The organism is Cryobacterium roopkundense (genome assembly GCF_014200405.1).
Lineage (GTDB): Bacteria > Actinomycetota > Actinomycetes > Actinomycetales > Microbacteriaceae > Cryobacterium > Cryobacterium roopkundense.
This window is the reverse complement of sequence record NZ_JACHBQ010000001.1, coordinates 3,192,139-3,217,456: the sequence shown is the minus strand read 5'-3', so window position 1 is coordinate 3,217,456 and position 25,318 is coordinate 3,192,139. Positions and strand designations below refer to the sequence as shown.

Annotated in this window: 32 protein-coding genes; 20 read left to right on the top strand and 12 right to left on the bottom strand. The window is 66.7% G+C overall.

From position 1 onward, the window contains the following. Positions 1-5: 5 nt before the first annotated feature. The 4 genes from BJ997_RS15055 (at position 6) to BJ997_RS15040 (ending at position 6,279) form a co-directional block, all read left to right on the top strand. Positions 6-746 (top strand): FHA domain-containing protein, encoded by a 741-nt coding sequence (locus BJ997_RS15055; RefSeq protein ID WP_221244213.1) that lies wholly within the window; start codon positions 6-8, stop codon positions 744-746. A gap of 1 nt (position 747) precedes the next feature. Then, positions 748-5,214 (top strand): FtsK/SpoIIIE domain-containing protein, encoded by a 4,467-nt coding sequence (locus tag BJ997_RS15050; protein WP_035835433.1) that lies wholly within the window; start codon positions 748-750, stop codon positions 5,212-5,214. A gap of 132 nt (positions 5,215-5,346) precedes the next feature. Further along, positions 5,347-5,610, top strand: coding sequence for a WXG100 family type VII secretion target (locus BJ997_RS15045; RefSeq protein WP_035835432.1), 264 nt, complete (start codon positions 5,347-5,349; stop codon positions 5,608-5,610). Positions 5,611-5,688: 78 nt separating this feature from the next. Then, positions 5,689-6,279 carry a hypothetical protein gene (locus BJ997_RS15040; protein ID WP_183323586.1) on the top strand — a complete coding sequence of 197 codons (591 nt, stop codon included), beginning with the start codon at positions 5,689-5,691 and terminating at the stop codon, positions 6,277-6,279. Positions 6,280-6,332: 53 nt separating this feature from the next. On the opposite strand, the gene BJ997_RS15035 is transcribed toward BJ997_RS15040, so the two are convergent. Beyond that, positions 6,333-7,100 carry an ATP-binding protein gene (locus tag BJ997_RS15035; RefSeq protein WP_183323584.1) on the bottom strand — a complete coding sequence of 256 codons (768 nt, stop codon included), beginning with the start codon at positions 7,098-7,100 and terminating at the stop codon, positions 6,333-6,335. Further along, entirely contained in the window at positions 7,100-8,689 is a 1,590-nt protein-coding gene (istA, locus tag BJ997_RS15030; protein ID WP_035840902.1) for an IS21 family transposase, read from the bottom strand. The genes BJ997_RS15035 and istA overlap by 1 nt, the downstream gene beginning before the upstream one ends. 160 nt (positions 8,690-8,849) lie before the next feature. Between istA and BJ997_RS15025 the strand changes: the two genes are divergently transcribed. Then, a complete protein-coding gene (locus BJ997_RS15025) occupies positions 8,850-9,299 on the top strand; it encodes a hypothetical protein (RefSeq protein ID WP_183323582.1) in 450 nt (149 codons plus the stop codon). 200 nt (positions 9,300-9,499) lie between these two features. On the opposite strand, the gene BJ997_RS15020 is transcribed toward BJ997_RS15025, so the two are convergent. Together BJ997_RS15020 and BJ997_RS15015 are read right to left on the bottom strand one after the other, a co-directional pair. Then, entirely contained in the window at positions 9,500-9,661 is a 162-nt protein-coding gene (locus BJ997_RS15020; RefSeq protein ID WP_169743158.1) for a hypothetical protein, read from the bottom strand. An 11-nt stretch (positions 9,662-9,672) separates the two neighbouring features. Beyond that, positions 9,673-10,131: a DUF6325 family protein gene (locus BJ997_RS15015; RefSeq protein ID WP_035834669.1), complete on the bottom strand. Its 459-nt coding sequence runs from the start codon at positions 10,129-10,131 to the stop codon at positions 9,673-9,675. A gap of 147 nt (positions 10,132-10,278) precedes the next feature. Here BJ997_RS15015 and BJ997_RS15010 point away from each other — a divergent pair, with 147 nt between their 5' ends. Both BJ997_RS15010 and BJ997_RS15005 read left to right on the top strand, forming a co-directional pair. After that, the gene (locus BJ997_RS15010; RefSeq protein WP_035834670.1) at positions 10,279-10,869 is read left to right on the top strand and encodes a hypothetical protein; all 591 of its coding nucleotides are present in this window, start codon (positions 10,279-10,281) and stop codon (positions 10,867-10,869) included. 194 nt (positions 10,870-11,063) lie between these two features. After that, entirely contained in the window at positions 11,064-12,134 is a 1,071-nt protein-coding gene (locus BJ997_RS15005) for an acyltransferase family protein (RefSeq protein WP_052541843.1), read from the top strand. 18 nt (positions 12,135-12,152) lie between these two features. Here the strand turns inward: BJ997_RS15005 and BJ997_RS15000 are convergent, their stop codons facing one another. Both BJ997_RS15000 and BJ997_RS14995 read right to left on the bottom strand, forming a co-directional pair. Next, complete coding sequence (locus tag BJ997_RS15000) at positions 12,153-12,473, bottom strand: DUF7882 family protein (RefSeq protein WP_035834671.1); 321 nt, start codon at positions 12,471-12,473, stop codon at positions 12,153-12,155. A gap of 226 nt (positions 12,474-12,699) precedes the next feature. Next, on the bottom strand, positions 12,700-13,419 hold the full coding sequence (locus tag BJ997_RS14995) for a CPBP family intramembrane glutamic endopeptidase (protein ID WP_035834672.1): 720 nt from the start codon (positions 13,417-13,419) through the stop codon (positions 12,700-12,702). A gap of 164 nt (positions 13,420-13,583) precedes the next feature. Here BJ997_RS14995 and BJ997_RS14990 point away from each other — a divergent pair, with 164 nt between their 5' ends. From BJ997_RS14990 to BJ997_RS14975, 4 genes are all read left to right on the top strand, one after another. Further along, positions 13,584-15,038 (top strand): tyrosine-protein kinase domain-containing protein, encoded by a 1,455-nt coding sequence (locus tag BJ997_RS14990; protein WP_035834674.1) that lies wholly within the window; start codon positions 13,584-13,586, stop codon positions 15,036-15,038. A 36-nt stretch (positions 15,039-15,074) separates the two neighbouring features. Continuing rightward, entirely contained in the window at positions 15,075-15,449 is a 375-nt protein-coding gene (locus tag BJ997_RS14985) for a hypothetical protein (protein WP_035834675.1), read from the top strand. A gap of 10 nt (positions 15,450-15,459) precedes the next feature. Then, positions 15,460-15,717: a hypothetical protein gene (locus BJ997_RS14980; protein ID WP_035834677.1), complete on the top strand. Its 258-nt coding sequence runs from the start codon at positions 15,460-15,462 to the stop codon at positions 15,715-15,717. A gap of 155 nt (positions 15,718-15,872) precedes the next feature. Beyond that, positions 15,873-16,508 (top strand): nucleoside/nucleotide kinase family protein, encoded by a 636-nt coding sequence (locus BJ997_RS14975; RefSeq protein ID WP_035834679.1) that lies wholly within the window; start codon positions 15,873-15,875, stop codon positions 16,506-16,508. A 142-nt stretch (positions 16,509-16,650) separates the two neighbouring features. Here the strand turns inward: BJ997_RS14975 and BJ997_RS14970 are convergent, their stop codons facing one another. Continuing rightward, positions 16,651-16,950: a GIY-YIG nuclease family protein gene (locus tag BJ997_RS14970; RefSeq protein WP_035834681.1), complete on the bottom strand. Its 300-nt coding sequence runs from the start codon at positions 16,948-16,950 to the stop codon at positions 16,651-16,653. A gap of 130 nt (positions 16,951-17,080) precedes the next feature. After that, positions 17,081-17,821 carry a response regulator transcription factor gene (locus tag BJ997_RS14965; RefSeq protein WP_035834682.1) on the bottom strand — a complete coding sequence of 247 codons (741 nt, stop codon included), beginning with the start codon at positions 17,819-17,821 and terminating at the stop codon, positions 17,081-17,083. 182 nt (positions 17,822-18,003) lie between these two features. On the opposite strand from BJ997_RS14965, the gene BJ997_RS14960 reads away from it, so the two are divergent. Next, the gene (locus BJ997_RS14960; RefSeq protein ID WP_035834684.1) at positions 18,004-18,876 is read left to right on the top strand and encodes a hypothetical protein; all 873 of its coding nucleotides are present in this window, start codon (positions 18,004-18,006) and stop codon (positions 18,874-18,876) included. Here BJ997_RS14960 and BJ997_RS14955 read toward each other — a convergent pair. Continuing rightward, entirely contained in the window at positions 18,866-19,039 is a 174-nt protein-coding gene (locus BJ997_RS14955) for a CsbD family protein (protein ID WP_084140971.1), read from the bottom strand. The two genes, BJ997_RS14960 and BJ997_RS14955, sit on opposite strands and share 11 nt — an antisense overlap. Positions 19,040-19,159: 120 nt before the next feature. On the opposite strand from BJ997_RS14955, the gene BJ997_RS14950 reads away from it, so the two are divergent. From BJ997_RS14950 to BJ997_RS14915, 8 genes are all read left to right on the top strand, one after another. Next, positions 19,160-19,735, top strand: a complete 576-nt coding sequence (locus tag BJ997_RS14950) for an RNA polymerase sigma factor (protein WP_035834686.1) — start codon at positions 19,160-19,162, stop codon at positions 19,733-19,735. Beyond that, entirely contained in the window at positions 19,726-20,385 is a 660-nt protein-coding gene (locus tag BJ997_RS14945; RefSeq protein WP_052541844.1) for an Asp23/Gls24 family envelope stress response protein, read from the top strand. Before BJ997_RS14950 ends, BJ997_RS14945 begins: the two co-directional genes overlap by 10 nt. Further along, on the top strand, positions 20,378-20,707 hold the full coding sequence (locus BJ997_RS14940; RefSeq protein ID WP_035834687.1) for a hypothetical protein: 330 nt from the start codon (positions 20,378-20,380) through the stop codon (positions 20,705-20,707). The genes BJ997_RS14945 and BJ997_RS14940 overlap by 8 nt, the downstream gene beginning before the upstream one ends. Positions 20,708-20,850: 143 nt before the next feature. Next, positions 20,851-21,276, top strand: a complete 426-nt coding sequence (locus tag BJ997_RS14935) for an Asp23/Gls24 family envelope stress response protein (protein WP_035834688.1) — start codon at positions 20,851-20,853, stop codon at positions 21,274-21,276. Further along, on the top strand, positions 21,273-21,464 hold the full coding sequence (locus BJ997_RS14930; protein WP_035834689.1) for a DUF2273 domain-containing protein: 192 nt from the start codon (positions 21,273-21,275) through the stop codon (positions 21,462-21,464). Before BJ997_RS14935 ends, BJ997_RS14930 begins: the two co-directional genes overlap by 4 nt. Continuing rightward, a complete protein-coding gene (locus tag BJ997_RS21965) occupies positions 21,461-21,811 on the top strand; it encodes a hypothetical protein (RefSeq protein ID WP_035834690.1) in 351 nt (116 codons plus the stop codon). The genes BJ997_RS14930 and BJ997_RS21965 overlap by 4 nt, the downstream gene beginning before the upstream one ends. Further along, the gene (locus BJ997_RS21960) at positions 21,808-22,392 is read left to right on the top strand and encodes a DUF6286 domain-containing protein (protein ID WP_052541845.1); all 585 of its coding nucleotides are present in this window, start codon (positions 21,808-21,810) and stop codon (positions 22,390-22,392) included. The genes BJ997_RS21965 and BJ997_RS21960 overlap by 4 nt, the downstream gene beginning before the upstream one ends. Next, complete coding sequence (locus tag BJ997_RS14915; RefSeq protein ID WP_052541846.1) at positions 22,389-23,024, top strand: hypothetical protein; 636 nt, start codon at positions 22,389-22,391, stop codon at positions 23,022-23,024. Before BJ997_RS21960 ends, BJ997_RS14915 begins: the two co-directional genes overlap by 4 nt. A gap of 62 nt (positions 23,025-23,086) precedes the next feature. Here the strand turns inward: BJ997_RS14915 and fmdA are convergent, their stop codons facing one another. The 3 genes from fmdA to BJ997_RS14900 are packed head-to-tail and all read right to left on the bottom strand — an operon-like array spanning position 23,087 to position 25,304. Continuing rightward, positions 23,087-24,343, bottom strand: a complete 1,257-nt coding sequence (gene fmdA, locus BJ997_RS14910; RefSeq protein ID WP_035834691.1) for a formamidase — start codon at positions 24,341-24,343, stop codon at positions 23,087-23,089. A gap of 28 nt (positions 24,344-24,371) precedes the next feature. Continuing rightward, entirely contained in the window at positions 24,372-24,662 is a 291-nt protein-coding gene (locus BJ997_RS14905) for an FmdB family zinc ribbon protein (protein WP_035834692.1), read from the bottom strand. A gap of 9 nt (positions 24,663-24,671) precedes the next feature. Further along, positions 24,672-25,304, bottom strand: coding sequence for an AmiS/UreI family transporter (locus BJ997_RS14900; protein WP_035834693.1), 633 nt, complete (start codon positions 25,302-25,304; stop codon positions 24,672-24,674). Between the last annotated feature and the right edge of the window lie 14 nt (positions 25,305-25,318).

Here is a 25,318-nt window from a genome sequence, read left to right as displayed (position 1 = left end):
GCGATCTGAGCACGGTTGAGACCGCCGTGGGCGAGGGCAGCATCAGCATCGAGTACTGCGGTGAATGGTATCGGGCCGAACCCGACGGGTTGTTCTCCATCGGCAGGCAGGCGGACCTGAGCGTCGACGACAACCCGTTCCTGCACCGCCGTTTTCTGCAGATCAGTCAGGTCGACGGAATGTGGTGGCTTGCCAATGTGGGCTCGCGACTGGCCGCCACGGTAACCGATGGCGGCGGACGGGTACAGGCCTGGCTCGCGCCGGGAGCACGGCTGCCCATCGTCTTTCAGATGCTGCACCTCATTTTCACGGCCGGCCCCACTACGTATGAGTGCACGATTCACTCGACGGAGCCCGCGTTCACCGAGAACGACCCCGTGGCCACGTCGAACGGCATCACCACTGTCGGAACCGTAACGTTCACGGTGTCTCAGCGCCTGCTGGTGCTCGCGCTCGCCGAACCCATGCTCGCGCGGGAGGGAACAGGGCGCAGCGACATTCCCACGTCGGCTCTCGCCGCCAAACGGCTCGGCTGGGCCACCACGAAGTTCAACCGCAAGCTCGACAACGTGTGCGACAAGCTCGATCGAGCGGGGGTGCAGGGCCTGCGCGGCGGCGTGACCACCTACGCCACCAACCGTCGGGCGCGGCTTGTGGAGTACGCGATCGCGTCACGAATCGTCACCCGCATCGACCTGCCACTGCTCGATGCCCCGCAGGCCGTGGAACCTGGCGAGGGCAGCTGACATGCGTCTGAAACTCACTCTGCAGAGGGCCGGCCTCTTCGACATCGACGTATCGCTGACAGCGGATGCCACGGCGTACGTGGGCGACATCGCCACAACCCTGTATGCGGCCGATCCGCTGAGGGCGGGCGCGCTCATCCCCGAGCGGCTCACACTTCAGGTGCGGGGGGACTCTGTCGACGGCGCGCCCCTTCCGGTGCGCGTGATCGACCCCGCGATCGATCTCACGGAGGCGGGGCTGAGGTCTGGAGCCGTGGTGGAACTCGTTCAGGCGAGTGAGGACTTCGTGCGGCCCGGCGAAAACCGCGGTCCGGCGGCCGCTCGGGTATCGATCCTGTCCGGACCGGATGCCGGCCGGGACTTCGATATCCCCTTCGGCGCGAGCACCGTGGGCCGCGACTACGGGGTGGACGTGCGCCTCGGTGACCCTCTGGTGTCGAAGCGGCACGCCCGCATCAACGTTGCGGACGGGGTGGAGATCCTCGACCTCGGGTCGGCGAACGGCATTCTGATGGGCGGTGAGCTGGTGTCGCGCACCCAGCTGTCGGCGGCTGACGTGGTGAACCTCGGCGACACGGAACTGAGCGTCTCACCGCTGCAGCAGCTGGCATCCGCTGTGGCTAGCGCGCCCGTGGTGGAATTTGTGCGCAGCCCGCGGGTGGTGGGCCGCTACCCGGGGATCGAGCTCCTCGCGCCCACGGCCCCGAAGGCGCCACAGAAGCAGCGTTTTCCCTACCTGTCGATCGTGGCCCCGATAATCATGGGAGTCGTGCTGTTCCTTGTGACCAAACAGTTGCTGAGCCTCGCGTTCGTCGCATTAAGCCCGTTGCTTGTGGTCGGAGCTTTCGTTGACGGTGCCATCACCTCCCGTCGCACCCTGAAAGCGCAGATCAAGCAGTTCGAGGCCGCCCTGCTGGCGAGTGAGAAAAGCCAGGTTCGTGCGCACGAGGCTGAACGGCTGGCCCGGTTGGCGGAGTCCCCGTCGTTGGCAGAGGTGATCGACGCCGTGCGGCGGCGCGGGCCAATCATGTGGACTCACCGGCCGGAGCATGAAGGATTCCTCACCGCTCGCCTCGGCCTCGGTCAGGCTCCCTCGCGCAGCGTGCTCGCACTGCCGGGCACGAATGATTCGCTGCCCGAATACTGGGAGCGACTAGAGGCGGCTGCCCTGCGGTTCAGCGTGATCGACGACGTGCCCATCACCGTGGACTGGCGCTCAAGTGGAGCCCTCGGGCTCGTGGGAGCGCGCGAGCAACTCGATGGCGTGGCCCGCGGCATTCTGCTGCAGACAATCGGCCTGCATTCGCCGGCTGAACTCGTGGTGACAGCGTTCACCTCACCGTCATCGCGAGCCACCTGGGGCTGGCTGCAGTGGCTGCCGCACACGAGCTCCCCGCACAGCCCGATCGCGGGAGACCATCTCGCCGACAACCCCGGAGGCGCGCAGGCGCTGCTCGCACGCCTCGAGGCGCTCGTGGATGAGCGCGTTGACGAGGCCGCCTTGCGAGGGGCGCTCCCCACGCGCGATCGCGGCTCCGACACCGAGGAGAAGGAGCCAGCCCGCATTCCGGCGGTCATTGTGCTGATCGAAAACGATGCCCCGGTCGACCGCGGGCGCATCACCCGGCTGGCCGAGCGGGGCGCGGATGCTAACGTGCACGTGATCTGGTGCGCCGCGTCGGTCGATCGAATTCCGGCCGTGTGCCGCAGCTTTCTGGTGCTGGACACGGTACCGGGGGTGCCGGGGCCGCTGGTGGGGCACGTTCGCGTGGGCGAGCGCAGCTTTCCCGTGGCAACGGAGACCCTCACGCTCGCCGCAGCGGAGCGTCTTGCGCGGGCGCTGGCCCCTGTTGTCGATGTGGGGTCGCCCGTCAGCGACGATTCCGACCTGCCACGGTCGGTCTCGTACGCAAGCCTCAGCGGCCTCGACCTGGTGAACGAAGCGGATGCCGTAACCGAGAGGTGGCGCGAGAACAATTCCCTGACGCCGCGGGACGGTTCCGCGCCCGTGCGGCGAAAAAAGGATGGCAATCTGCGTGCCCTCGTGGGTCATGCCGGCAGCGAGCCCTTCCACCTCGACCTGCGCAGCCAGGGGCCGCACGCCCTCGTGGGCGGAACCACAGGGGCCGGCAAGAGCGAATTCCTGCAGTCTTGGGTGCTGGGCATGGCCGCGGCGCACAGCCCCGACCGGGCCACGTTCCTGTTCGTCGACTATAAGGGTGGTACGGCGTTCGCGGAGTGCGTCGGCCTGCCGCACACGGTGGGACTTGTCACCGACCTCTCTCCGCACCTCGTGCGTCGCGCTCTCACCTCTCTTCGGGCCGAGTTGCGCTACCGCGAACATCTGCTCAATCGCAAGAATGCCAAAGACCTCGTATCGCTTGAGAAAACAGGCGACCCAGAGACGCCGCCGAGCCTCGTGATCATCGTGGACGAATTCGCGGCGCTGGCCACCGAGGTGCCCGAATTCGTCGATGGCGTCGTGGATGTGGCGCAGCGCGGGCGTTCCCTCGGACTGCACCTCATTCTCGCCACCCAGCGTCCGGCGGGCGTGATCAAGGACAATCTGCGCGCCAACACGAACCTGCGAATCGCCCTGCGCATGGCGGATGCCGAGGACTCGAGCGACATTCTCGGTACACCGATGGCAGCCCAGTTCGACCCTGCTATTCCCGGGCGGGGCGCCGCGAAGACCGGGCCAGGGCGCATCACGACGTTCCAGACGGGCTACGCCGGAGGCTGGACCACCGACACGCCGCCGCGCCCGCGCATCGACGTGAACGAGTTGGGCTTCGGCTCGGGGGCGGACTGGGACATGCCTGAGGTGGAACTCGACGAGGTGGCCGAACCAGGACCGACCGACATTTCGCGGATGGTAACCACCATCACCGAAGCGGCCGCGCGCGCGGGGGTTCCTGCGCCGCGCAAGCCGTGGCTCGACGAACTCGCCGCGGTTTACGATTTCTCGGTGCAGGCCCACACCCGGGTAGACGGCGAGCTGCTCCTCGGGGTGATCGACGACCCGGCCACGCAGGCCCAGCCCACTCTGTTCTACCGGCCGGACCGCGACGGAAACATGGCCATCTTCGGCGCGGGCGGCTCGGGAAAGAGCGCGGCCTTGCGCACGATCGCCGTGGCCGCCGCATTCGCCGCACAGGGCGGCCAGGTGCAGGTCTACGGGCTCGACTTCGGGGCCGGAGGCCTCAGCATGCTCGAAGACCTGCCCAACGTAGGCGCGATCATCAGCGGCGACGACGACGAGCGCGTCACACGGCTGCTGCGCAGCCTGCGCGACATCGTCGACGACCGTGCCGTGCGGTTCGCCGCCGTGCGGGCCGGTACCATCGGCGAATACCGTCGGCTCGCCAATAAGCCAGACGAGCCTCGCATTCTCTTGCTGGTTGACGGTATCGGGGCGTTTCGTGAGGCGTACGAGTTCGCCTCGAATTCCCAGTGGTTCGCGGTGTTCGCGCAGATTGCGGTCGACGGGCGCCAGCTCGGCGTGCACGTCGTGATGACGGGGGACCGCCCCAATTCGGTGCCAACATCGATCAGTTCCACCGTGCAGAAGAGACTGGTGCTGCGCCTCGCCACCGACGACGACTACCTGATGCTCGGTGTGCCCAAAGATGTGCTGAGCGTTACGTCGCCGCCCGGCCGCGGAATCATCGACGGCAACGAAGTGCAGTTGGCCATTCTCGGGGCGAGTTCGAACCTCACAGTGCAGTCGCGTGAGGTGGAGCGCCTCGCAGCGAGTATGCGGCGCCAGCACTTTGCCGTGGCGCCGGGCGTGGGTCGGCTGCCCGAACGCGCGCCGCTCGCCGAACTGCCGACAACGGATGCCCGTGGCTTGGCGGTCGTCGGCCTCGCCGACGTGAATCTCGCGCCCATCGGCGTGGAGGCGCGCGGGGCGTTCCTGCTATCGGGGCCTCCCGGCAGTGGGCGAACCACCGCTCTCGCCACGTTCGCCGCGGCGCTCGAACGCGGGCCGGGGCATCCGTTTCTGGCGCTGTTCGGCTCTCGCCGTACCCCGCTGGCGCAGGCCGCCGGGTTCGGAATGGTGGCGAACACCGTGGACGCCGTGCTGCTCGCGGCCACCCGCCTGACCGAGCGGATAGAGGCCGGGGAATTCGCGCCCGGTGCCCTCGCCGTGCTGATCGAGGGCATCACCGACTTCACCTCCACCGACGCAGAGTCAGCGGTTGACCGGCTCGTGAAGGCTGCCGTGCGAGCGGATACCTTCGTGGTCGGCGAATCGGAAAGCTCCACGTGGCAGCAGGCGTATACCCTCGCGGCACCGTTCAAGGCGGGCCGCCGCGGGTTGCTCCTCGTTCCCGGCGAGATGGACGGCGACATGTTGCTGGGCACCCCGCTCGGACGCATTAAGAATGGCGATTTTCCCCCAGGTCGGGGATTTCTCATTGCCGGCGGCCGTGCCGTGCGGGCGCAGATTGCGGTGGCCACGTGAGATCCGTCGTGCATGGGGAATTGACCCCATCGACGCCGCGGTGCAGCCGCAATAGTTTTGCACTGTTCCACTTCGAAGCAGTGCAAATATCGGTTCCGGATTTTCCGGGCCACGATGCAAAGGAGTAAGGCCATGGCCGTTTGGGGTCTCGATGTACAGCAGGTTCGTCAGCTCAGCACTCAGCTCAACACCAAAGCCGGTGATATCGAATCGGTTCTGACCACCCTCACGACCGCGCTCAACAGCACGGAGTGGACCGGTCCCGACGCGACCGCATTCCGTGGCGACTGGTCCGGCCAGCACACGGCTGCGCTCAAGAACGTCATTCAGGCACTGCGCGATACGGCAACGAAGGCAAGCAAGAACGCGCAGGACCAGGAAACCGCTTCCGCGTAAGTCCTCGAGGCGGGGCGCGGCCGAGAGGTCGCGCCCCGCGCACCTCATGCACCCGCTACGTATGTGAAGGGATAGGCCATGTCGGGAAAATACGGTGCCGATGTCGAGCAACTGCGTGATCTTGCGAGGGCGCTCGATCAGGCAGGCCAGACGCTCGAACGTCATCGAATGACTGTCGGAAACCAGATCAAGATCAGTGCCTGGGTCGGCCCGGTTGCCGTGCGGTTCAGGCTCGAGTGGGAGTCCGACCACAGCCGCCGGGTGTTGGCTGCTGCCCACATCCTGACGCAGAACGCCACCCTGCTGCGCCAAAACGCCGACGAACAGGCACTCGCCAGCGCCGTCGACGCCGGCGCGGGTGGTGCCCCGGGTGCAGGCGGATCAGCTGCGCCCTTGCCTCAGGCGCCGGTTTCTACAGCGGACTACATTCGAAATGTATCGGGCATGCACGTTGGTGAAGATGGCCTTCGGGTCCAGAAAGTTATCGGCGCAGACGGAGCGCCCCGGTACATCGTCTATATCGATGGATCTGGATCGACACAAGGCAGTCGGTTGTCATGGGGAAATAATCCTGATGCACTCAACAGCCTTCAAACGGACACCCTTTCTGGAATTCGCGCTGACTGGCGAGTGGCGCTTGATGGTAGCGGTAGTCCAGGCACCTGGTAGCGCAGTTCTGAAGAGCCGGTAGCGGCCCGGGTTTTGCGCCCGGGCCGCTTCGGTCACTCCCAGTAGGTCTCGTGGGCGCGGGCTTGGTCGTTGCGGTGCCGGCGCATGTCAATCTGGCCGAGGTTGATGATCCGGGCGTTGTTGGCGAGGCGGTTCACGATCGAGTCCGCGGCGACCCGGTCGGGCAGCTCGGCGACCCAGTGCTTTGGCCCGGTCTGCGAGGCGATCATCGTGGGTAGTCGGTGTTCCCTGTTCGCGAGGATCGCGAACAAGTCGCTGGCGGCGTCGCTGTCGATGTCGACTGTGAGGAAGTCGTCGATGATGAGCAGGTCGATGTTGGAGAGCTCGTTCAACAGCTTCTGATGGGCGATTCCGTCGCCGCGGGCGATGACAAGCCTTCGGGCGAGGTCGTCCATCCGGAAGTAGAGAACGGAGTGCTCACTCTGGCAGGCGCCGATGGCCAGCGCGCAGGCGAGGTAGGTCTTCCCGCCTCCGGTGGGCGAAATGATGAGGAGGTTCGTCGCATCGGAGCGCCAGTCATGGGCGGCATAGCGTCGCATTCTGACTGGGGTGATCCCGCGCCCGTCGCGGTAGTCGACCTCCGCGACCGTGGCCCCCGGGATCGGGAAAGCAGCTTGGCGGATGAGCTTGTCGACCTTGTTGATACGACGGGACTCCAACGCGTCGTCGACCGCGGTCAGGAACAGCTGCTCGGGGGTGAGGGTGTCGTTGCCTTCGTCTTGGATGAGTTCCTCCAGGCGCGTCGCGACGTGGGTCACGCGCAGGGCCCGGAACTTGTCGTAATCGATGCTGGTGAACATCACTTCCCCTCCTCGTCGCCTGCGTAGTGGGAGGCATCGCGGACGTAAACGTCCGAGATGGTGTCGCGGAACACGACCGTGTTGCTGCGTTTGCCTGTCGAGGCTGCCGGGGTCACCGGCCGGGGCTTCTTCGCGTCACTATCGATCGCCGCCATCAACCGTTTCAGCGTCGAATACGTCGGATGGGTGCCTCGGTTCACGAGTGCCTGGCAGGCCGCCTCCAGCCGTTCCCGGTTGTTCTTACCGAGCCCGTCGAGGATGTTCTGGCAGGCCAGGTAGCCCTGCGCCTCGATCACCTGGCTGTCGAGGATGTGCTCGATCACCGTGACGGTGGCCGGCCCAACGCTGCGCGCCCGGTCGATGAACCACCGCCTTGACCACAACCCGTCGATATCGCGGTGCTGCGGCGGGACGTGGTCCGGAAGAGTCGAGTACTGGCCTTTCCTCCCCGTCAGCCGAGGATGTTCGCAGATGCTCTCGTGCCCGTCGAAGACCGTCACCAGGGACGACGTCAGCCGAACCCGCAGCAGCTTGCCCGCCAACCCGAAGGGCACGGAATACCGTTGCGTGTCCGCGGTGACGTGGTAATTCCGGGCCGCCTTCAGCTCCTTCCACTGCACATCCTCGAACCCGGCATCGGGCAAAGGGCCGAGCAACTCGCGCTCCTCCATGTCGAAGCGTTCCCACCTGGTCGTGTCGTCGGCGCGGCGGATGTCATGGTTGATCTCACGCACGCGCTCTTCGATCGCCGTATTCAACTCGCTCAGCGTCGTGAAGACGTCGTCCTCGAGGTAGCCGATGACTCGTTTGTTGACCACGTTCACCGCGTTCTCCGCAGCCGCCTTATCGCGGGGTTTCTTCACTCGGGCCGGGACAATCGCGGTCTGGTAGTGATCCGCGAGCTGCTGATACCTCGCGTTGACGACCCGCTCCGCATCGCCCTTATGTGTCTGGTGAGTGGAGGTCGTCGGGTTGTCCGGCACGACGATCTGCGTCACGCCGCCGAAGAATGCGAACGCTCGAACGTGCGCATCGAGCCACGCCGGGGACTTCATATCCGCGTAAGCTCGGCAGAACAGAAGCCCTGAAAACGGCAACACCGCGACGAACAAGATCGCTCGGACCACCTCGCCGGTGATCGTGTCAACGATGTCCATCGTGTCGCCGGCCCAGTCGACCAGCATCGCCCGACCCGGCTCATGGCGCAGCACCGCGACGAGATCGTGGGTGCGGAGGTAGCCGGTGAACAGGGCGCAGAACTGCGAGTACCCGTACTTTTTCCCGGCGTCCTTGGCGTCGACGTACCGACGCCACGCCAGCAGCAACGTGAAGTGCCGGTTCGCCTTCATTGATGCCAGAACCCGAGACAAGTCGGGCTGGTCATACTCCGCCGACACTTTCCGGCGCCCGTCGGGGAACCATTCCGTCAGCTCGGCGTCGCTGACCGCGACCGCCGAGGTGACACCTCGTTCCTGGACCTCTTGCCGGACCCGGGCGACGTCGCGATGCGAGCACCCAGCGATCTCTACGACTTCGCGGTAGCTCCGCCCCTCGAGCAACAACCCCAATATTTTCCGATAATCCGCCATGACCCGCCCTTAACAATGGAACGACAACGCCTTGCGCGTTGTCCTTCCACAGCCCAGCAGTTCATTAGCGCCAGCGCTACCGTGTTCCCGGAATCCTGCTACCGAGTCGCTGGACTACCGCTACCTACAAGCGCTACTCGCCACTGACATTCAAGCTGCGATGGGCGATGACTTTGGTGCCGAAATGATGGTGGTCGGTTTCAGCCAGGGTGGATTCATCGCGCAGACGCTTGCTGATGATCAAAGCTTCAACATCAAGGAAGTGCTTACATATGGCACACCGGAATTGGTGGGGCACCGAAACTTTGGTGGGGCGAATGTTGTGCGCCTGATGCACAACGGCGATCCTGTACCCGGATTCCAATGGCTCACGAACAACGTCGTGACTCAAACTACATCGTCAATTTTAACTGCTGTCTTGGGTGAGGAATTGCCCGAGAAGGGCAGCAGCATCAACTTCAGAGCGGGGAATTTCGATGTAACCTCCCATGCCCCGGACAAATACATGCAAATTGCTGACGAGTACGACAAAAGCGTGAACTCCGAAATACTCAGTTCAAGATCGAGTCAACAACGCTTTCACGGGACGGTCGTGTCCGACACGTATTAGTTCCTCCAGCCGCCCCACGAATGACGGAGGATAGGCCGGGGTCAGTTCAGGAGGTTTAGCGGGGGAACAGCAAGGCCGTCGCGGGTCACCGGCATCTACACGGCCGGGATCGCTCTCGTGCCGCGAATCACGAGCCGGGCGCGCGGCCTCGCGGTGAGATTTGCGGCTGACGGACAACAAGCCGCAGCGAGCGCGCGTGGCTAGATTCGGCGGCGGCGACCCGGGGTCACGGCCGCGCCCACGACGGCGGCCTTGGCCACGGGCGACCGACCCGGTGTGACCGCGGCCCCCACAACGGCCGCCTTGGCGACGGGCGCGCGAACGACGCCGACTCTTCCTACTCGTGCGGGCCGTAGCGGCATCTCATTCTCCTTCAGTCTCGGAAATCATCGGAAATCTGGTCGGCTTCGAGAGACGCGACGATGGCCTGGATGGGGATCCGCCCGTTAGCCACCAGTTGCCCTCCCGCGCGGCGGGTGGCAGACGCGAACGGCGCCGCCCACAGGTTCTCGTAGACCAGCACACCGGCGACGCTGCCGGGGCCCATCGCAGCGGCGAGCTTGTCCACGTCTTCCTCGGCGAGCAGCTCCGCCAGCTCGGTTTCGATCGCCTGCAGCGGGCCGAGTTCGTCGAGGTCGGACAGCTCCATGGCCTCGACGACGCCGTCCTGGTCCTTGGCCAGAATCAGCATGTCGATCACCCGGATCGTGCCCGCGTCCACGAGTTTGACAAGTTCGTCGGCGATCTCGCCGGTGAAGTTGGACTGGCCCTCGGGAAACTCCACGATCAAAAAGTCGACCGGTCCCAAAGCGTCGAGTGAAGTCTCCGTCATTATCAATCCCATCGTCAGAGTGTGCCGCACATGATACGCCCGGCTCGCGGTATTGGGCAGGTCCCGGTGGCAACCACGTTGGACGCAGCGCGGGCCCCGCGCGAAGCACTTTCCGGCCACAATGGAGGCATTCGAGGAGGAGGTTGCATGCACTCGGGGCCCGGTCCGCACTGGTCTGTGGCGGAAGACTGGGGGAGCCCGCTCGCGCATCACCTGGTGGTGCGTGACATGGTGGGCGCCCGCGAATTCGACGCGTTGCGGCTGCCGCGCACCGCGGCATCCGTCGGCGTAGTTCCGGGGATCCCTCGGCGGCTCGCGCGCACACTCGCGAATGAGTGGCGCCTGTGGTGGAACCGGTGCGTGGCCGAGGAACCGGGCCCGGTGAACGCCGACTTCCGGGACGCGGCCGGGCCCGCCATGCCACAGGGCACCCACCTCAGCGCCTTCGTGCTGCAGCACTGGCCGCAGATTCGGGCGTGCGCCGAGCAGATGAATGAACGTGCGGGTGCGGCGGCGCGGTTCCCGGGAGACCTGTCCATCACTCACGCCGTCGCCGACGTCTCGGCGACCCTGCGGCGCCCGACTCGGCCGTTCAGTCTGTCGATCGAGGTTCTGTCTCTCGCCGACACCAGACTGTGGCGGGTGGCGCCCACCCGCGTTCTCGTCAGCACCGATCTTCGCCTGGACGCCCCGGCATTCGGCCTGCTGCTGCACCCTGTGCTGCGTGACCTTGCCTAGCGGGCGTGCAAGATTACCTGTCTACCCCGGGTGCCGCGCTAGCCGGCTGCGCACCACGGTGCGCCGCAGCCGTCGCGCCTAACCCGCGCCACGGCATCCGCTCCCGGTTGTCACCAACTCGGGGCACATTCTGCGTCGAACCCTTCCGCTCCGCGCGCGAACTTGGGAGGATCAGCACAGACGACGGGGGTTCCATGCTCGGCACGAGGTTCGATCCCCGCCGCAATTCCCTCAACGCCCTGCGCCTGCTGCTGGCCGCGTGCGTGATCATCTCGCATTCCTGGATCGTGGCCGGGTTCGGGTATCCGCCCGCTCTCGCGGGCACCGACCTCGGTATGTTCGCCGTGGCCGGATTCTTCGCCATCTCGGGCTACCTGATCGCCGGCAGCCGACTGTCCACGCCGTCGTTGACGCGCTTCCTCGTGAATCGCGCCCTGCGGATCTATCCCGCGTTCCTCGTGGTGCTCGTGGTCACCGCCGTGGTCTTCGCCCCGGTGTCCGCGCTGCTCGGCGGCGGTGCCGTGGAGTGGAGCAGCGCCGCCCGCTACGTCTTCGGCAATGCGTCGCTGCACATCACGCAGTGGGGGATCGACGGCACCTTGCAGACCGCCGGCACCCCCAACTGGAACGCCCCGCTCTGGTCGTTGGTCTTCGAGGCGCTCTGTTATCTCGGGGTCGGCGTGCTGGCATCCGTTGTGCCGCGTCGCGCTTTCGCGCCGGCTTCCGTGACGCTCTTCGTGGCCCTCACGGCGGGAACGCTGCTCACTCTGAGCCCGGCGACCCCGACGTTCGCGGTGAACCTGCTCGCCATGGCGACCTTCTTCTTCGCGGGGGTCGTGTTGTACATCTTGAGGCAGCGGATGCCGTTGGCCGCGCCGCTCGCCCTCGTTGCGGCGTCGTTCATGGTGCTGATCACAGCGCTCGGGCTCTTCAAACCGCTCGCAGCTTTCCCGCTCGCGTACCTGCTGTTATACCTCAGCGTGGTGCTGCCGCTTCGTGGGGTGGGGGCCCGCAACGACGTGTCGTACGGCCTGTACGTGTATGGATTTCCGGTGCAACAGTTGCTGTTCCTCGGGCTGAACGGCCTGTTCGGGTCGACGGCCGTGCCGGTGGGGGTGTTCGCGGTGCTGTCCCTGGTGGCCGCGCTGCCGTTCGCCGTGGCGAGCTGGTTCGTCGTGGAACGTCCGGCGCTGGCTCTCAAGTCTCCGCGCGGTGGCAGGGTCGCCGGCCCCCGACCTGCGCTCGCGCCGGCTGACGGCCTCTGACGCCCGCGCGGCGCGAACCTAGACGGTGACCGTGACGGTGGCGGCGGTCGGTTCCGGCACGACTTGCAGCCCGGCCGAGGAGTTGGCCGCGAGGGAGAGCGCCTCGACCCATTCGCGATTCAGTGAGGGAACACGGCTGCCGAAGTACTTGAAGGCCAGGGGGATGCCGGGGTGCAGCCACACCGTGCTTCGCCCGCCGCCGGCCAGGGGGTCGTCGCGCCACGAGAAGTAGAAACTTTCACCGCGACGAAGTTTCGTGCCGATGACAAGCTGGATGTGGGCCAGCACCCGATCGTCAAAGTCGGCCGTCAGACTCGAGTCGTAGGTCAGCTTTCCCATAAAAATGCTCCACTATTTTGGACGGGCTGCGGATCAGTAGCAACCCCACCGCGCAGCAGAATGCGCAGCCCATGGCCTCACTCCCAGTGCGGAAGTACACTTTCTCGAGGCACTCTGAGCTTAGTAAATGCAGAGGCTGCAAACTCCTCCGAAAGGGCCTCTGATCAGCCCCAAATCGGGGGGTACGTGGGTGTGCCGACCCCGACAACGACCTCCGCTGAAGCGCCTACAGAACGACCAGCGCCGGAACCACGACGAGCGCATTGAAGGTCACGTGGGCTAGGACCGCACCGCCGAGGCGGCCGGTGAGCACGGCCAGGCAGGCCGCCCCCAACCCGAACAGCAACGTGGATATGCCCACCACCCACACCCCGGTCACGGTGCCAACCGTGAGTACGTGCACGAGGGCGAACACGCTAGCGCTCACGAGCACGGCGATCACGACCGACGCTCCCCGCGTGCCGCCGCCCGCGCGGGTCACCCCGAGCATCGAGCGCAGCAGCAGCCCGCGAAAGAACAGCTCCTCAATCAGCGGGGCGAGCAGAACGGGGGCCGCAAGCGCGCCGAACAGCCACCATCCGTCGTACACGGTTTCGCCGAACGTCACCGCCGACGACCCCATTTGTCCGTAGCCGAGAATCTCCACCGCGCTCGCCACGGAGCGAGCCAGCAGCCCGATCGACAGCCCCCACAGCAGGTCGAGCCAGCGGAACCGCAGGCCGATGTCGTGGCCGTGAAAATAGCAGGCCACGCCCACGGCACCCAGCAAGGGAATCCACACCGCGAGATAGCCCAGCAACAGGCTCAGGTTCGGGTCGGCGATCCAGAAGCCCACGACGGCGGCGCTCGCGCCGAGAACGAACAGCACCGCGAACACCACGCCCACCGTCGCATCCGTCAGCCCGCGTTGCGCATCGAATACCCGCGGTTTCGTGACCTCACTCATGCTCCCCAAACTAGTGCAGCCAGCGGATGTCGAGCCTCACGCTTGTCCTAATACACCCGTAGCGCCGCCGTGTAAACCACCCAAAACTGGAAGCCCCGGAAAATCTCAATTATGCAAAAATGCACTGACACATGCGTCCGGCATGCCCAAGGAAAGGCCGTTGAGTGGAACTTCGCGACTACATTCGCATCCTGCGCAAGAGCTGGGTTCTGATCCTGCTGCTGACCCTTGTGGCGGTGGCCGGGGCATCCGCTTTCTCCATTGTGCAGACGCCGAAGTACAGCGCCACCAGCAAGGTCTTCGTGTCCACCCAGTCCAGCGGAACCACCTCGGAACTCGCCCAGGGCAACAGCTTCACGGTGCAGCGCGTCAAGACCTACTCCGACCTCGTGGTCACGCCCATCGTGCTGCTTCCCGTGATCGGCAAGCTGCAGCTGGGCATCACGAGTGACCAGCTCGCGGGCCGCGTCACCGCCTCCGCGCCGCTCGACACGTCGATCATCGACATCACCGTGATCGACACCGATCCCGTACGCGCGGCGGCCACGGCCAACGCCATCTCGGTGAGCCTCACCGCCGTCGTGCAGAACATCGAGACGCCCGAGCAAGACGGCGCCGTGTCGCCCGTGAAGCTCACCCGCGCGCAGGAGGCCACGGTGCCGTCCACGCCGGTGAGCCCCAACGTGCCGCTGAACATCGCGCTCGGCGCCCTCGTGGGACTCGCCCTCGGCGTGGCCATCGCGGTGCTGCGCGAGACCCTCGAGACCCGCATCCGCAACGAGCGCGACGTGGAGCAGATCACCGCGGTGCCCATCCTCGGTGGCATCGTCTTCGACAACAAGGCGCAAGAGCGTCCTCTCATCGTGCACGTCGACCCGCGCAGCCCGCGTGCCGAGTCGTTCCGCACGCTGCGCACCAACCTGCAGTTCCTGGACGTGGGTCGCGCCGACCGCGCCTTCGTGGTCACGAGCTCGGTCGAGAGCGAGGGTAAGAGCACCACTGGCGCCAACCTCGCGATCGCCCTGGCGGATGCCGGCGCGCGCGTTCTCCTCGTAGACGCCGACCTGCGCCGCCCCAAGATCGCCGAGTACATGGGGGTCGAGGGCGCCGTGGGACTCACCGACGTGCTCATCGGGCGCGCCGCGCTCAAGGACGTCATCCAGCCGTGGGGCAAGGGCCAGCTCTTCGTACTGCCGGCCGGCCATGTGCCGCCGAACCCGAGCGAGCTCCTCGGCTCCGCGCGCATGAGCCTGCTCATCGCCGAACTCAACAGCACCTTCGACGTGGTGCTCTTCGACACCCCGCCCCTGCTCCCGGTAACGGATGCCGCGATCCTCGCCAAGAACGTCGGCGGTGTCATCCTCATCGTCGCAGCGGGGCGCACGCACAAGAACCAGCTCCGCGGCGCGATCTCCGCTCTCGACAACGTGGGCGCTCCCATCTCGGGCCTGGTGCTCACGATGCTTCCCACGAAGGGACCCGACGCCTACGGCTACGGCCACTACGGCTACGGGTATGGCTACGGCTACGGGGAAGAGACCGGTGCGGAGACGTCGCCGAGCTCGGCGCCGGCATCCGCTCGCGTGCCGATGTCGCGGCGCACCAAGCTCCGCAAGTAGCGCGCGGGTCGCGGTGTCTGAGCCGGGGTGCGCCCGATGACCCTCCTCGGCGTGCCGTGGGACGGCATTTTTGCCGCGTCGATTGTGACCGCGATCGCTGCCCTGACCACCCTCACCTGGACCATCCGCGCCTGGTTCCTCACCCGCAACCACGCCAACGCCCTCAGTGACAAGCAGATCGCCGCGCAGCAGGCGCTCCTCGAGCAGCAGCTGCACGCGCAGAAGCCCGTCGACGCCCGCGGCCAGTTCATGGAACGCCTCGAATGGGCCGCCCACCTGGCCGAAAGTTCCTCTCCCACCGAGCAATTCCTCGGGCTCGAGATGCTGAAGCGCCTCGTCGTCGCTCCCTGGGCAACCCCCGCCGACAGGGAGTATGCCCTACAAATCGCGACTAAACTGGGACTCGAATGAAGGGCGCCCCGTGACTATTCATGAAAATGATGTTCGTCGATCGGCCCGGGAACTCCGCTCGCTGCTCCTCGGCCTCGGCGGCACTCACGAGCCCGCCGTCGTCGAAAAATCCCGAGAGCGGATGTCGCCGACCCCCGACCCCCTGCTGGCCGCGCGTCTGGTCAGGGTGCAGGCCGAGCTGGACGCCACGAAGGCCCTGCTCGAGGCGTCCCTGCTGCGCGAAGCGGCCCTGCGTGCCGACATCGCCCGCCGGAACCCCGAGACCTGACCTCCCGGCGGGTGGCGCGCCCGAAAACTGCTCGGGCGGGCGGTATTGCGGGCGCCCGTGCAGGTTTCGGGCGCAGCGCCCTGCGCACGAGCCGGTTTCGGGCGCGCGGGAGCCGCGCGGCGCCGTCACCAGGAGCCGTGCGGCAGGATGGGGGGATGACCGACCCACCCGCCCTCGACTCCCTCGCGCGCCGCGCCCTCGGTCTGCTCGAGCCGTCGCACGGCGCCCGCGTCGTCCTCGGCATTGCCGGCAGCCCCGGAGCCGGCAAGACCACCCTCGCCCGCACCCTCGTGGCCCGTCTCAACGACACCGCCCCGGGCACCGCCGTTCATCTCCCCATGGACGGTTTCCACCTCGCCAACGCCACCCTGGACCGGCTCGGAAGGCACGACCGCAAGGGCGCGATCGACACCTTCGACGCCCACGGTTTCGTCGCCCTGCTCCGCCGCCTGGCGACAGAACGCGAGCACACCGTTTTTGCCCCCAGCTTCGACCGCGCCGTCGACGAAGGCGTCACGGGAGCCATCGCCATCGATCCGTCCGTGCGCATCGTCGTCACCGAGGGAAATTACCTGCTGGTCGACCGGCATCCGTGGTCGGAGATCCCCCGGATTGCCGCCGAGGTCTGGTTCTGCGACACCCCGTCCCCCGAGCGGATGCGTCGCCTCGTCGACCGCCACGAGCGTCACGGCCGCAGTCCCCACGACGCCCGGCTCTGGGCCGAAACCGTCGACGCCGCCAACGCCCTGATCGTGGAACGCTCAGCCGCCCGCGCCGCCCTCCGCGTCTGATCCGCCCTCGCTGGTCGAGACCCGAGGCACGAGCGATCGACCGGCGGGGGTCTCGATCGCTCCTTCGTCGCGCCTCGACCGGCGGGGGGTCTCGATCGCTCCTTCGTCGCGCCTCGACCGGCGGGGTGGGGTGACTGGCGCGTCAAGGCGGGGACTTCTCGGGGCGATGCCGGCGAACACTGAGCGGCGCGAGATCGGCCGGTCTTCCCTCGATGAGAGCCAATCGCTTTGCGCGGCTCCACCCCTGGACCTGCTTCTCGCGGGCATAGGCATCTTCTATTCGAGGGCCTTCTTCGAGATAGACGAGCGTCACGGGGCGGCGCCGTCTCGTGTAGGCCGCGCCGTCGCCGGCAGTGTGCTGCCACAGCCGACGCTCGATGTTCCAGGTGCTCCCGACGTAGAAGGAGCCATCGGCGCACTGAACGATGTACATATACGGCATGCGGCGATCGTGGCACGTCCAGGGGATTTGCGGGAGTTGTCCACAGGGGAATTCGACGCCCCCTCGCTGGTCGAGGCGCGAGGAACGAGCGATCGAGACCTGGCGACTTGGTCTGCATGACGAGCGCACCTCAGCGCACCAGCGCCGCCACCCGATACCCGATGCCGCGCACGGTCTCGATCAGCTCGTGCGCGCCCGCATTGTCGAGCTTCCTGCGCAGGTTCGCCACATGCACCTCAAGTGCCCGCCGATCCGAGTCCGTCACGAGGCCCGACCCGGCCTCGCCGCGCAGCCGCAGCGTGCCGACGAGCTGCTCCTTGCTGCACACCTTGCCGCACGCGATCGCGAGCCCGGCGAGCAGCTCAAACTCGCTGCGCGTGAGAGCCACCAACCGACCGTGAAGCCGCGCCTCCCGCTGCGCCACGCACAGCCGCACCGCGCCCGCGTTCAGCCACCCCGTCTCCGGCACCGCGACGGAAACCGGCCCGTACTCCGCCGAGCGGCGCAGCACAGCCTCGATGCGCGCGCGCATCTCCCGCGCCCGAAACGGCTTGGCAATGTAGTCGTCGGCCCCCGCGCTGAGGCCCAGAACCATGTCGATCTCGTCCACCCGTCCCGACACGATCACCACCCGGGTCGAGCTCAGCAGACGGATGCGCCGCAGCGTCTCGAACCCGTCGACGCCGGGCATGTTCACATCCAGCGTCGTGATCTCCGGTGCGAAGTCCCGCACCAGGTGCAGTCCCGTCGGCCCGTCCGCAGCCACCTTCACGTCGAATCCGGCACCGCCGAGAATTGCGGCGAGCAGCCCTCCCACGTCTGGGTCATCGTCGATCACGACAGCACGTCGATTCGCCCGACTATCGCTCATGAGTGACCCCCAAACAGGTTACAAATCCATTACATAACAGATGGCCACCTGCGCGCCACAAAAAACTCGGCATACCCTGAGGTTTGCTCGACATTTTCTGCTGAGAACCTTGATGCGTGAGGAACAGGCTCAGCACACACACACACACACACACTAGGCAACGACCCGGCGAAGGTGATCCCATGAACAGCTGCACCCTGAGCCTCATTGCCACGGCCGCCATCGGGGTCGACGGCACGCCGGCGGCCGTGGCCGCGCACTCCGCCGCTGGCCTGCTTCACGCCACGCAGCGCCCCGCATCCGTTGTCGTCACCGTCACGAAACTCCGTCCCGCCCCACGCGGGATCACCGGCCACACGGATGCCCTCACACAGGCGAGCCCTGCAGGCCTCACCCCCGAAACGGTGGCGGTGAACCCGCTCACCCACCGGGTTGACGTCGTCGACACGGGCGAGTCGACCCTGGCCACGCTCGACCCCATCATTCCCAACGTGGTCTCCACCGCCACCGCCTCGGCGGTCGTGCTGGCTGGCCCCCGCACGGCGTCGCTTGAGGGCATCGATTTCGGCGCCGTGCCTTATTCACGCACCGTCCAGGTTGCCGCCGGCGCCAGTACCGACTCCGCCGCGGGCTGGGCCATCGCCAGCGAGGTGAGCGCCTTCGTCTGGTCGGCGCCCGGCGGTTCGGCAACGGATGCCGCGGACATCGCGGCATCACACCTCGCCATCACCTCGGTCGGCTCCGTCGCCACAGTCAGTGGTCAGGCGTGGGCGACCGATCCGATCGCTGTGACCGGCGCGCTGAACACGCCGGTCACGGTGCCCAGTGCCGCGGTTTTCCCGCCTCGCTGGTCGAGGCGCTCGGGCCTCGCTCCTCGACCAGCGAGTTGGGGATATGCGCCGCGGCTTCCCCTTTCCGCTGGTCGAGGAACGCCGTCTACGGCGTGTCTCGAGTCCCGGCGAGCCGAGTCTAAGAGTCGGGTCGCGCGGTCTCAAGTGCTCCTTCGTCGTGCCTTGACCGGCGGGATACCAGCCGGCCGCCTCGCTACCCCTTAAAGGCGTCCTTCACGTTCTCGCCGGCCTTCTTCACATTCGCGGAGGCCTGCTGGGCCTTGCCCTTGGCCACCTTCGAGTCGTCATTTGTGGCCTTGCCAACGGCCTCGTTGGCCTTGCCCTTGAGGTCTTCGGCGGCGTTGCTGATCTTGTCGGATGCGCTCATCGTGCTCTCTCCTTCACATCGATTGTCTGTGTTCACCACGAAGACGAAACCCGTGGCATATTTGTCACAGCATTTCGCAAAAGAATTTTCCGGCAACGAGAGAAGTGAGGGGAGAACGTCATGCCAACATCGCTGCGACCGCACGTGGCCTCCCCGCTGGACACCGCCTCCGACCTCACCCTGGCCAGCCGCGCGGCAGACGGGGACGTGCGCGCGTTCGAGGTGATCGTGCGTCGATACGGTCCGCTCATGCGGGTCTACGCCTCGCGGGTTCTCGGGTCGAACGACGAAATGGACGACGTCGTACAGGAGACGTTCATCACCGCCTGGAAGCAGCTCTCCACGCTCGACGACGGTGCCGCCGTGAAAAGTTGGCTGATGCGCATCGTGAGTCGCAAGAGCATCGACCGGCTGCGGGCGCGCCGCGAACGCGCCGACATCGACCTCAACGAACCGATCGCTCCCGAGCACCAGTCTCCGCACCGGCTGGCCGAAGCGGAGTCCCAGACCGAGGCGCTGTCCCGCGCCCTCGCCGACCTGCCAGAGGACCAGCGTCGCTGCTGGACCCTGCGCGAGCTGGCGGGCAGCAGCTACGTTGGTATTGCGGAAGAGTTGGACCTGCCGGTGTCCACGGTTCGCGGTCTGCTCGCTCGAGCGCGCAAGACTCTTCTCCGGGAGATGGAGGCATGGCGATGACCCCACCCACACCAGACGCGCCCAACGAGCCCTTCGTCGCCTTCGACGTCGATTCGCCCGATCGCGAGGTGGCCCACCTCGCTGGCCACACCATCGAGGAGCTCAGCGACTACCTCGACCGAGGCCGCACGCCCGCAGACCCCGGCATCGACGACTCGCCCGAATGTCAGATTGCCCTGCGCAGCCTGCAACGCCTCCGCACCGTGCAGGGCTCCCTGCTCACCCAAGACGTGGAGCGTGAAACCGACCGCGGTGACAGCTGGGTGACGAGCATCTTGCAGAACATCAACCTCGAGGCGCATTCCGGCCGCGATATCCCGCTCAGTCACCCCTCGCCCACCGCGCACCTCGTCGTTACGGAGGGCGCAGTGCGCGGAATCCTCCGCGCCACGGGCGACGGCATCGAGAACATTATCGTGGGCCGGTGTCGCCTCGACGGCGACGTGAGCGTGCCCGGCGACCCGATCACCATCCGCATCGACGCCGCCGTGAGCCAGGGCGAGCACATCCCCGCCAAGGCCGAGACCCTCCGCGAGGCCGTCTACGCGGCGCTCCGCGAGCACACCGACCTCAATGTGGCCACGATCGAGATCACCATCCGCGACGTCTACCTCCGCCAGCCCCTACCGAAATCGAGTACCGATGAGTGATGTGCTGCCCTCCACCGACCGGCTCGACCAGATCGTGCTCGCCGTGCCCGGAGTCGACGGCCTCTATGCCGCCACGCCGCTCGCCGCCACCGTGATCGGCACGGCACTCGGCGCCCTGGTCGGCCGCCCGGCCGCCCCGAACTCCGTCTTCGTGGCCCGCCAGAACGAGGCCCTCTCCGTCACGGTCAAGATCGGGGTAGCGGATGGCTATGCCGCCGCCGACGTGTGCCGCCGCGTCTACGAAGCCCTCCAGAACCACCTCACCGAGAGCACCGAGCAGCAGGTCGCCGAGATCGCCGTGACAGTGGCCCGCATCGGCTGACCCGCCGCATCCGCTCGAAAAAAGTGCGCACTGGCGCGTGACATTAAGGCCGATCAGCTCGTCTTAGTCGTGAAGGCCCGATCGGTAGCAATCCGCTGCCGGGGCGGTTTCGAACCATCGATACCATTCCCGAGGAGACCACCATGGCTACATCCGTTCCCTCCACCACCGCTCTCACCGCGGCTGGCACCGGAACCACCGTGATCGTCGACAGTGTGATCGCCAAGGTCGCCGGCATCGCCGCCCGCGACGTCACCGGCGTGTACGCGCTCGGCGGCGGCGCGGCGCGTGCGCTTGGCGCCATCCGCGACGCCATGAACCAGACCGATCTCACCCAGGGCGTCAGCGTGGAGGTCGGCGAAACGCAGGTGGCCGTCGACATCTCGATCGTGGCGGAGTACCCGATGGCGCTGCAGACCATCGCCGACAACGTGCGCGACGCCGTGTCCACCGCCATCCGCGACCTCATCGGCATGCAGGTCACCGAGGTGAACGTGACCGTCAACGACGTGCACATCCCCTCCGAAGACGATGACGACACCGCCGACAGCACGTCCCGCCTGCAGTGAGCCACACCACGATCGGCATCGCGGTCGGTGCGATTCTCGCCCTTACCGCGGTAATGCTCGGGTTCTGGGCTTTCCTGCTGGTGGCAGTGGCCATGGGCGTGGGAGCAGTTGTGGCCCGCGTGCTCGACGGCGACCTCGACCTGCGCCGCGTCGCCGACGCCTTCCGTGGTCGGCGCTCGTCGTCGTGACCATCCCCGAAGCCACCCACGGCCGCAACCGCATCACCACGCGCGCGCTCAAACAGGTCGTATCGGCCGTCGCCGCCGAGGCGATGGGTGTGCCGGCCCGCCAGGTAGGCGTGCAGCTCGCCGACGCCAACGGCCTGCTGCAGGTGACAGCCATAGCGCCGATCCGGGTGCTCTCGCTGACCGCACCACGTCGGGCAGCGGATGCCGCCGGCTCGATCCTCGCGCGTGCTACCGCCGCGCAGGCCACCATTCGCGACCGCGTGCTGCACCTCACCGGCTCGTCCATCGGACAGGTCACAGTTCGGCTCAACGACGCAAACATTCAGGCTCAGGAGAGAGTGCAGTGATCAAACATCGCAGCACGTACCAGCGCATCGTTCGCCGGGAGACCCATTCCGCCAAGTCCGCGCTCGCCATCACGCTCGCGGCCATCGTCATCCTCGCCCTCGCTTACGTGGCGGTGGAGTGTGTGCTCGCCTTCCTGCAACGCCCCCCGCTGCTCGTGGCACCGGGCGAGGCCCTCGCGGCGGCGGCCGAGCTGCCGGCGGGCGTGGCGGCATCCGCTCTGCTGGGCGCGGGCGCGCTCGCCACGCTCGTGGGCGTGGTGCTCGTGGTGGCGGCCCTCACCCCGGGGCGGCGTTTCGACCATGTGGGGGAGACCAGCCGCACGGCGCTCGTCGTCGACAACCGCGCCATCGCGTCGGCGCTCGCCCGGCGGGCGTCGCACGCCGCCGACCTCGATCCCGACCGCGTGGTGGTGTCCGTGAGCCGACGAGTGGCCGAGGTGCGCGTGCAGCCCGCCTCGGGGTGGCCCGTGAACCGCGACGCCATAGCGGATGCCGTGGCCGACGAGCTCTCACACCTCGCCCTCACGCCCACTCTGCGTCACCGGGTGATCGTGTCGAAGCAGGGTGTGGTGGGTGCATGAACAACACCAACCGGGCGCTGAACCGTATCGGCATCCTGGTGTTCGGCCTCGTGCTCGTGGCGGTGGGCGGGGCGGTTGCCGCGGCGGCGCTGCTGCCCGACGCGCTCGCGGCCTGGACCGCCGAGGCGGAGCGCGCCTCCGGTCAGCTCGACATGGTGACCGCACCGAACGGCCTGCTGCTGGCCGTGGGAGTGGCCGCCGTGCTGATCGCGCTGTTGATCGTGTTCATCGCGCGGCAGGGGCGCGGACAAACCGCCACCCTGCTCACCAAGACCGGCGACGGGTGCGTGGTCGTGTCGTCGGCGCTCGCCGCGCAGACCATCGGCGCCGCGCTCGCCGAGTACTCCGGCGCGGCCTCGGCCTCGGTGACAGCGTTCACGGTTCGCGGCGTTCCCGCGCTCAAGATCGCCGTCGCCGCGCGCCGCGGGGCGTCGCCGCGGGACATCCGCGACCACGTGGACATCCTCGTCGCTCGCTGGGACGACCTGCTCGGCGAGCAGGTTCCCGTGTTCATCAGGATCAACGGCGGCATCGCCAGTCGCCTCGCCAAGCCCACCCGCCTCCCCGTCGCTGGTCGAGGCGCGAGGGACGAGCGATCGAGGCCTCGCGAGATGCCCCTCAGACCCGAGTGAATCGGGTTGCCCACCCGTGACCGTAGCCCCGCACAGGTGTGCCGGCTCGCTGGGCGCTCATCTCAACGGTTGGCCGCCCGCGGCGCCCCGATTCCGGGGCTGATCTGGAACGGCCCGGCCGCCGACGGCTGCACATCGAAGTCGAAGATCGAGGTGGGGATGTACACAGTCGAGCATGAATTCGGAATGTCGACCACACCCGACAAACGGCCCTCAATGGGCGCCGCACCGAGCAGCAGGTACACCTGCTCGGGCGAGTAGCCGAACTTGGTGAGGTAATCGATGGCGTGCAGGCATGCGCGCTGGTACGACAGGTGCGAGTCCAGGTAGCGCTGCTCCCCATCGAGGGTCACCGACGTTCCGGAGAACGCCAGCCACTGGCTGAACTGGGGTTCCACGTTGCCGGGCATGAAGATGGCGTTCTCGCTCACCCCGTACGTCTCCATTCCGCCCTTGATAATGTCCACGCGCAGCTCGATGAAGCCGCCCATCTCGATCGCCCCGCAGAACGTGATCTCGCCGTCGCCCTGCGAGAAGTGCAGGTCGCCGAGGGAGAGATTGGCGCCGTCCACAAAGACGGGGTAGAAGATGCGGCTGCCTTTTGACAGGTTCTTGATGTCTTGGTTGCCGCCATTTTCGCGCGGTGGTGCGGTGCGGGCGGCCTCGCCGGCCACCCGGGCGAACTCCGAGGGGGCGAGCGACCCGAGAACGGCGTGCTCTGCCTCCGGCGGAAGCGCGAGCGGCGGCACCCGGTGCGGGTCGGTGGCGATCAGATCGCCCTCCCGCTTGTTCCAGGTGGCCAGCAGCTTCGCCGACGGCGCCGTGCCCATCAGTCCCGGGTGAATCAACCCGGTGAATGACACGTGAGGGATATGGCGTGAGGTTGCGGTCTGCCCGGTGAAGTCCCAAATGGCTTTGTACGCGTCGGGAAACTGGTCGGTGAGAAACCCGCCGCCGTTGTTCCGCGCGAAGATGCCGGTGTATCCCCAGCCCTGGCCGGCGAGGGGTCCGGAGTCTTCCATCGGGATCGGCCCCACATCCAGAATGTCGACGACGAGCAGATCGCCGGGCTTGGCGCCCTCCACGGCGAAGGGGCCGCTGAGCTTGTGCACGGTCAGGAGGGGCGCGTTGAGAATGTCTTCGGCCGAGTCGTCGTTCACGATGGCACCGTCGAACCATTCGCGGCAATCCACCCGAAATGACGTGCCAGGCTTCACGGTGGCCACCGGGGGAATTTCGGGATGCCAGCGGTTGTGGCCCACCTTCTCCTGGTCTTCGAATTTCTTGGAAGAATCTAACGGAAACAGCAGTTCGGGCATCTCGTTCTCCTTCGTCGGGTTTCTGCGGTTACGGTCGGGGAAGTTTCTTGTGCAGTGGGTTCGAGGTGTATTTTTGTGCGGCGCCCGAGCGCTGCCCGGGCCCGGGCGAGTTCACCACGGTCGGTTCGTGAGCGCTGCGCTTAGTCGAGTCGATCAGTCGAAACGCCGCCGAACCGGCCGACGAGATGCGAGGAGCGCTCATCCGGCGCCGGGCCGTACCCGGGCAACTCGGGCAGCTCACCGAGTCGGGTACCGTCTTCATCTCAAAGACCAGATCGAAGTCTGCGCAGTCGGGGCAGCGGTATTCGTAGGTGGGCATGGCTCCCTATCAGGTTGCGATCGATGCGGTAGCGGATGTCGCGGGTGCCGTGGTTCCCCTCGCTCGGTGCCCGAGGGCCAGCGACAGCACAAGTGCGATCACGCCGAGGGCGGCCATGCCGAGGGCGAAAGCTGCGTTGGACTCGTAGCGGCCCAGTAGCAGGATGAACGCGGGAATGGTGGCGGTGAGGTGGCTGATCAGAATCGCGAACCAACCCGTGGTGTGGGCGAGCGACTCCTTGCCCAGCCCGAGCAGCAGGAAGAACAGAAACCACAGCACGGCCCAGATCCACCAGATCACGCCGAAGACCGCATCGCCGAGCGCAAACTGAATTACGCCGATCACCACCGCGCACGCCGACACAAAGAGGGAGAACCAGCCGAGGCCTTCTCCGCTCACTCCGGTCACCTGCAGAATGCCCACGTAGAGGTAGGTGAACCCGAAGAGGTAAAGTCCGGCGGCCCCCAAGATGATGGCCGGGTCGTTGTTCGCCTGGATCAGGATGATGGTGGGCAGCACCACTTGCATGCCGCCCACGAAGAAGTTGAGGATGGCGGCGGACTTGCCGGGAATCACGCCGATGAGCATGAGCCCGTTGATGAAGAGAATGGCCCCCACGTACAACAAGCCGACATTGCTCATAGCTCGAACTCCTC

What these genes read in the sequence shown, in the direction of transcription:
- istA (WP_035840902.1), bottom strand. Translation starts at nt 8,689, where the DNA reads ATGGCGGATTATCGGAAAATATTGGGGTTGTTGCTCGAGGGGCGGAGC.
- BJ997_RS14965 (WP_035834682.1), bottom strand. Translation starts at nt 17,821, where the DNA reads ATGAGCGATAGTCGGGCGAATCGACGTGCTGTCGTGATCGACGATGAC.
- BJ997_RS15010 (WP_035834670.1), top strand. Translation starts at nt 10,279, where the DNA reads ATGCACTCGGGGCCCGGTCCGCACTGGTCTGTGGCGGAAGACTGGGGG.
- BJ997_RS15025 (WP_183323582.1), top strand. Translation starts at nt 8,850, where the DNA reads ATGGGCGATGACTTTGGTGCCGAAATGATGGTGGTCGGTTTCAGCCAG.
- BJ997_RS14960 (WP_035834684.1), top strand. Translation starts at nt 18,004, where the DNA reads ATGAACAGCTGCACCCTGAGCCTCATTGCCACGGCCGCCATCGGGGTC.
- BJ997_RS14900 (WP_035834693.1), bottom strand. Translation starts at nt 25,304, where the DNA reads ATGAGCAATGTCGGCTTGTTGTACGTGGGGGCCATTCTCTTCATCAAC.
- BJ997_RS14955 (WP_084140971.1), bottom strand. Translation starts at nt 19,039, where the DNA reads ATGAGCGCATCCGACAAGATCAGCAACGCCGCCGAAGACCTCAAGGGC.
- BJ997_RS14995 (WP_035834672.1), bottom strand. Translation starts at nt 13,419, where the DNA reads ATGAGTGAGGTCACGAAACCGCGGGTATTCGATGCGCAACGCGGGCTG.
- fmdA (WP_035834691.1), bottom strand. Translation starts at nt 24,343, where the DNA reads ATGCCCGAACTGCTGTTTCCGTTAGATTCTTCCAAGAAATTCGAAGAC.
- BJ997_RS14940 (WP_035834687.1), top strand. Translation starts at nt 20,378, where the DNA reads ATGAGTGATGTGCTGCCCTCCACCGACCGGCTCGACCAGATCGTGCTC.
- BJ997_RS15035 (WP_183323584.1), bottom strand. Translation starts at nt 7,100, where the DNA reads ATGTTCACCAGCATCGATTACGACAAGTTCCGGGCCCTGCGCGTGACC.
- BJ997_RS14935 (WP_035834688.1), top strand. Translation starts at nt 20,851, where the DNA reads ATGGCTACATCCGTTCCCTCCACCACCGCTCTCACCGCGGCTGGCACC.
- BJ997_RS15015 (WP_035834669.1), bottom strand. Translation starts at nt 10,131, where the DNA reads ATGACGGAGACTTCACTCGACGCTTTGGGACCGGTCGACTTTTTGATC.
- BJ997_RS14985 (WP_035834675.1), top strand. Translation starts at nt 15,075, where the DNA reads ATGACCCTCCTCGGCGTGCCGTGGGACGGCATTTTTGCCGCGTCGATT.
- BJ997_RS14975 (WP_035834679.1), top strand. Translation starts at nt 15,873, where the DNA reads ATGACCGACCCACCCGCCCTCGACTCCCTCGCGCGCCGCGCCCTCGGT.
- BJ997_RS14905 (WP_035834692.1), bottom strand. Translation starts at nt 24,662, where the DNA reads ATGCCCACCTACGAATACCGCTGCCCCGACTGCGCAGACTTCGATCTG.
- BJ997_RS15050 (WP_035835433.1), top strand. Translation starts at nt 748, where the DNA reads ATGCGTCTGAAACTCACTCTGCAGAGGGCCGGCCTCTTCGACATCGAC.
- BJ997_RS14945 (WP_052541844.1), top strand. Translation starts at nt 19,726, where the DNA reads ATGGCGATGACCCCACCCACACCAGACGCGCCCAACGAGCCCTTCGTC.
- BJ997_RS15000 (WP_035834671.1), bottom strand. Translation starts at nt 12,473, where the DNA reads ATGGGAAAGCTGACCTACGACTCGAGTCTGACGGCCGACTTTGACGAT.
- BJ997_RS14915 (WP_052541846.1), top strand. Translation starts at nt 22,389, where the DNA reads ATGAACAACACCAACCGGGCGCTGAACCGTATCGGCATCCTGGTGTTC.
- BJ997_RS15040 (WP_183323586.1), top strand. Translation starts at nt 5,689, where the DNA reads ATGTCGGGAAAATACGGTGCCGATGTCGAGCAACTGCGTGATCTTGCG.
- BJ997_RS15045 (WP_035835432.1), top strand. Translation starts at nt 5,347, where the DNA reads ATGGCCGTTTGGGGTCTCGATGTACAGCAGGTTCGTCAGCTCAGCACT.
- BJ997_RS15020 (WP_169743158.1), bottom strand. Translation starts at nt 9,661, where the DNA reads ATGCCGCTACGGCCCGCACGAGTAGGAAGAGTCGGCGTCGTTCGCGCG.
- BJ997_RS14950 (WP_035834686.1), top strand. Translation starts at nt 19,160, where the DNA reads ATGCCAACATCGCTGCGACCGCACGTGGCCTCCCCGCTGGACACCGCC.
- BJ997_RS15005 (WP_052541843.1), top strand. Translation starts at nt 11,064, where the DNA reads ATGCTCGGCACGAGGTTCGATCCCCGCCGCAATTCCCTCAACGCCCTG.
- BJ997_RS14970 (WP_035834681.1), bottom strand. Translation starts at nt 16,950, where the DNA reads ATGCCGTATATGTACATCGTTCAGTGCGCCGATGGCTCCTTCTACGTC.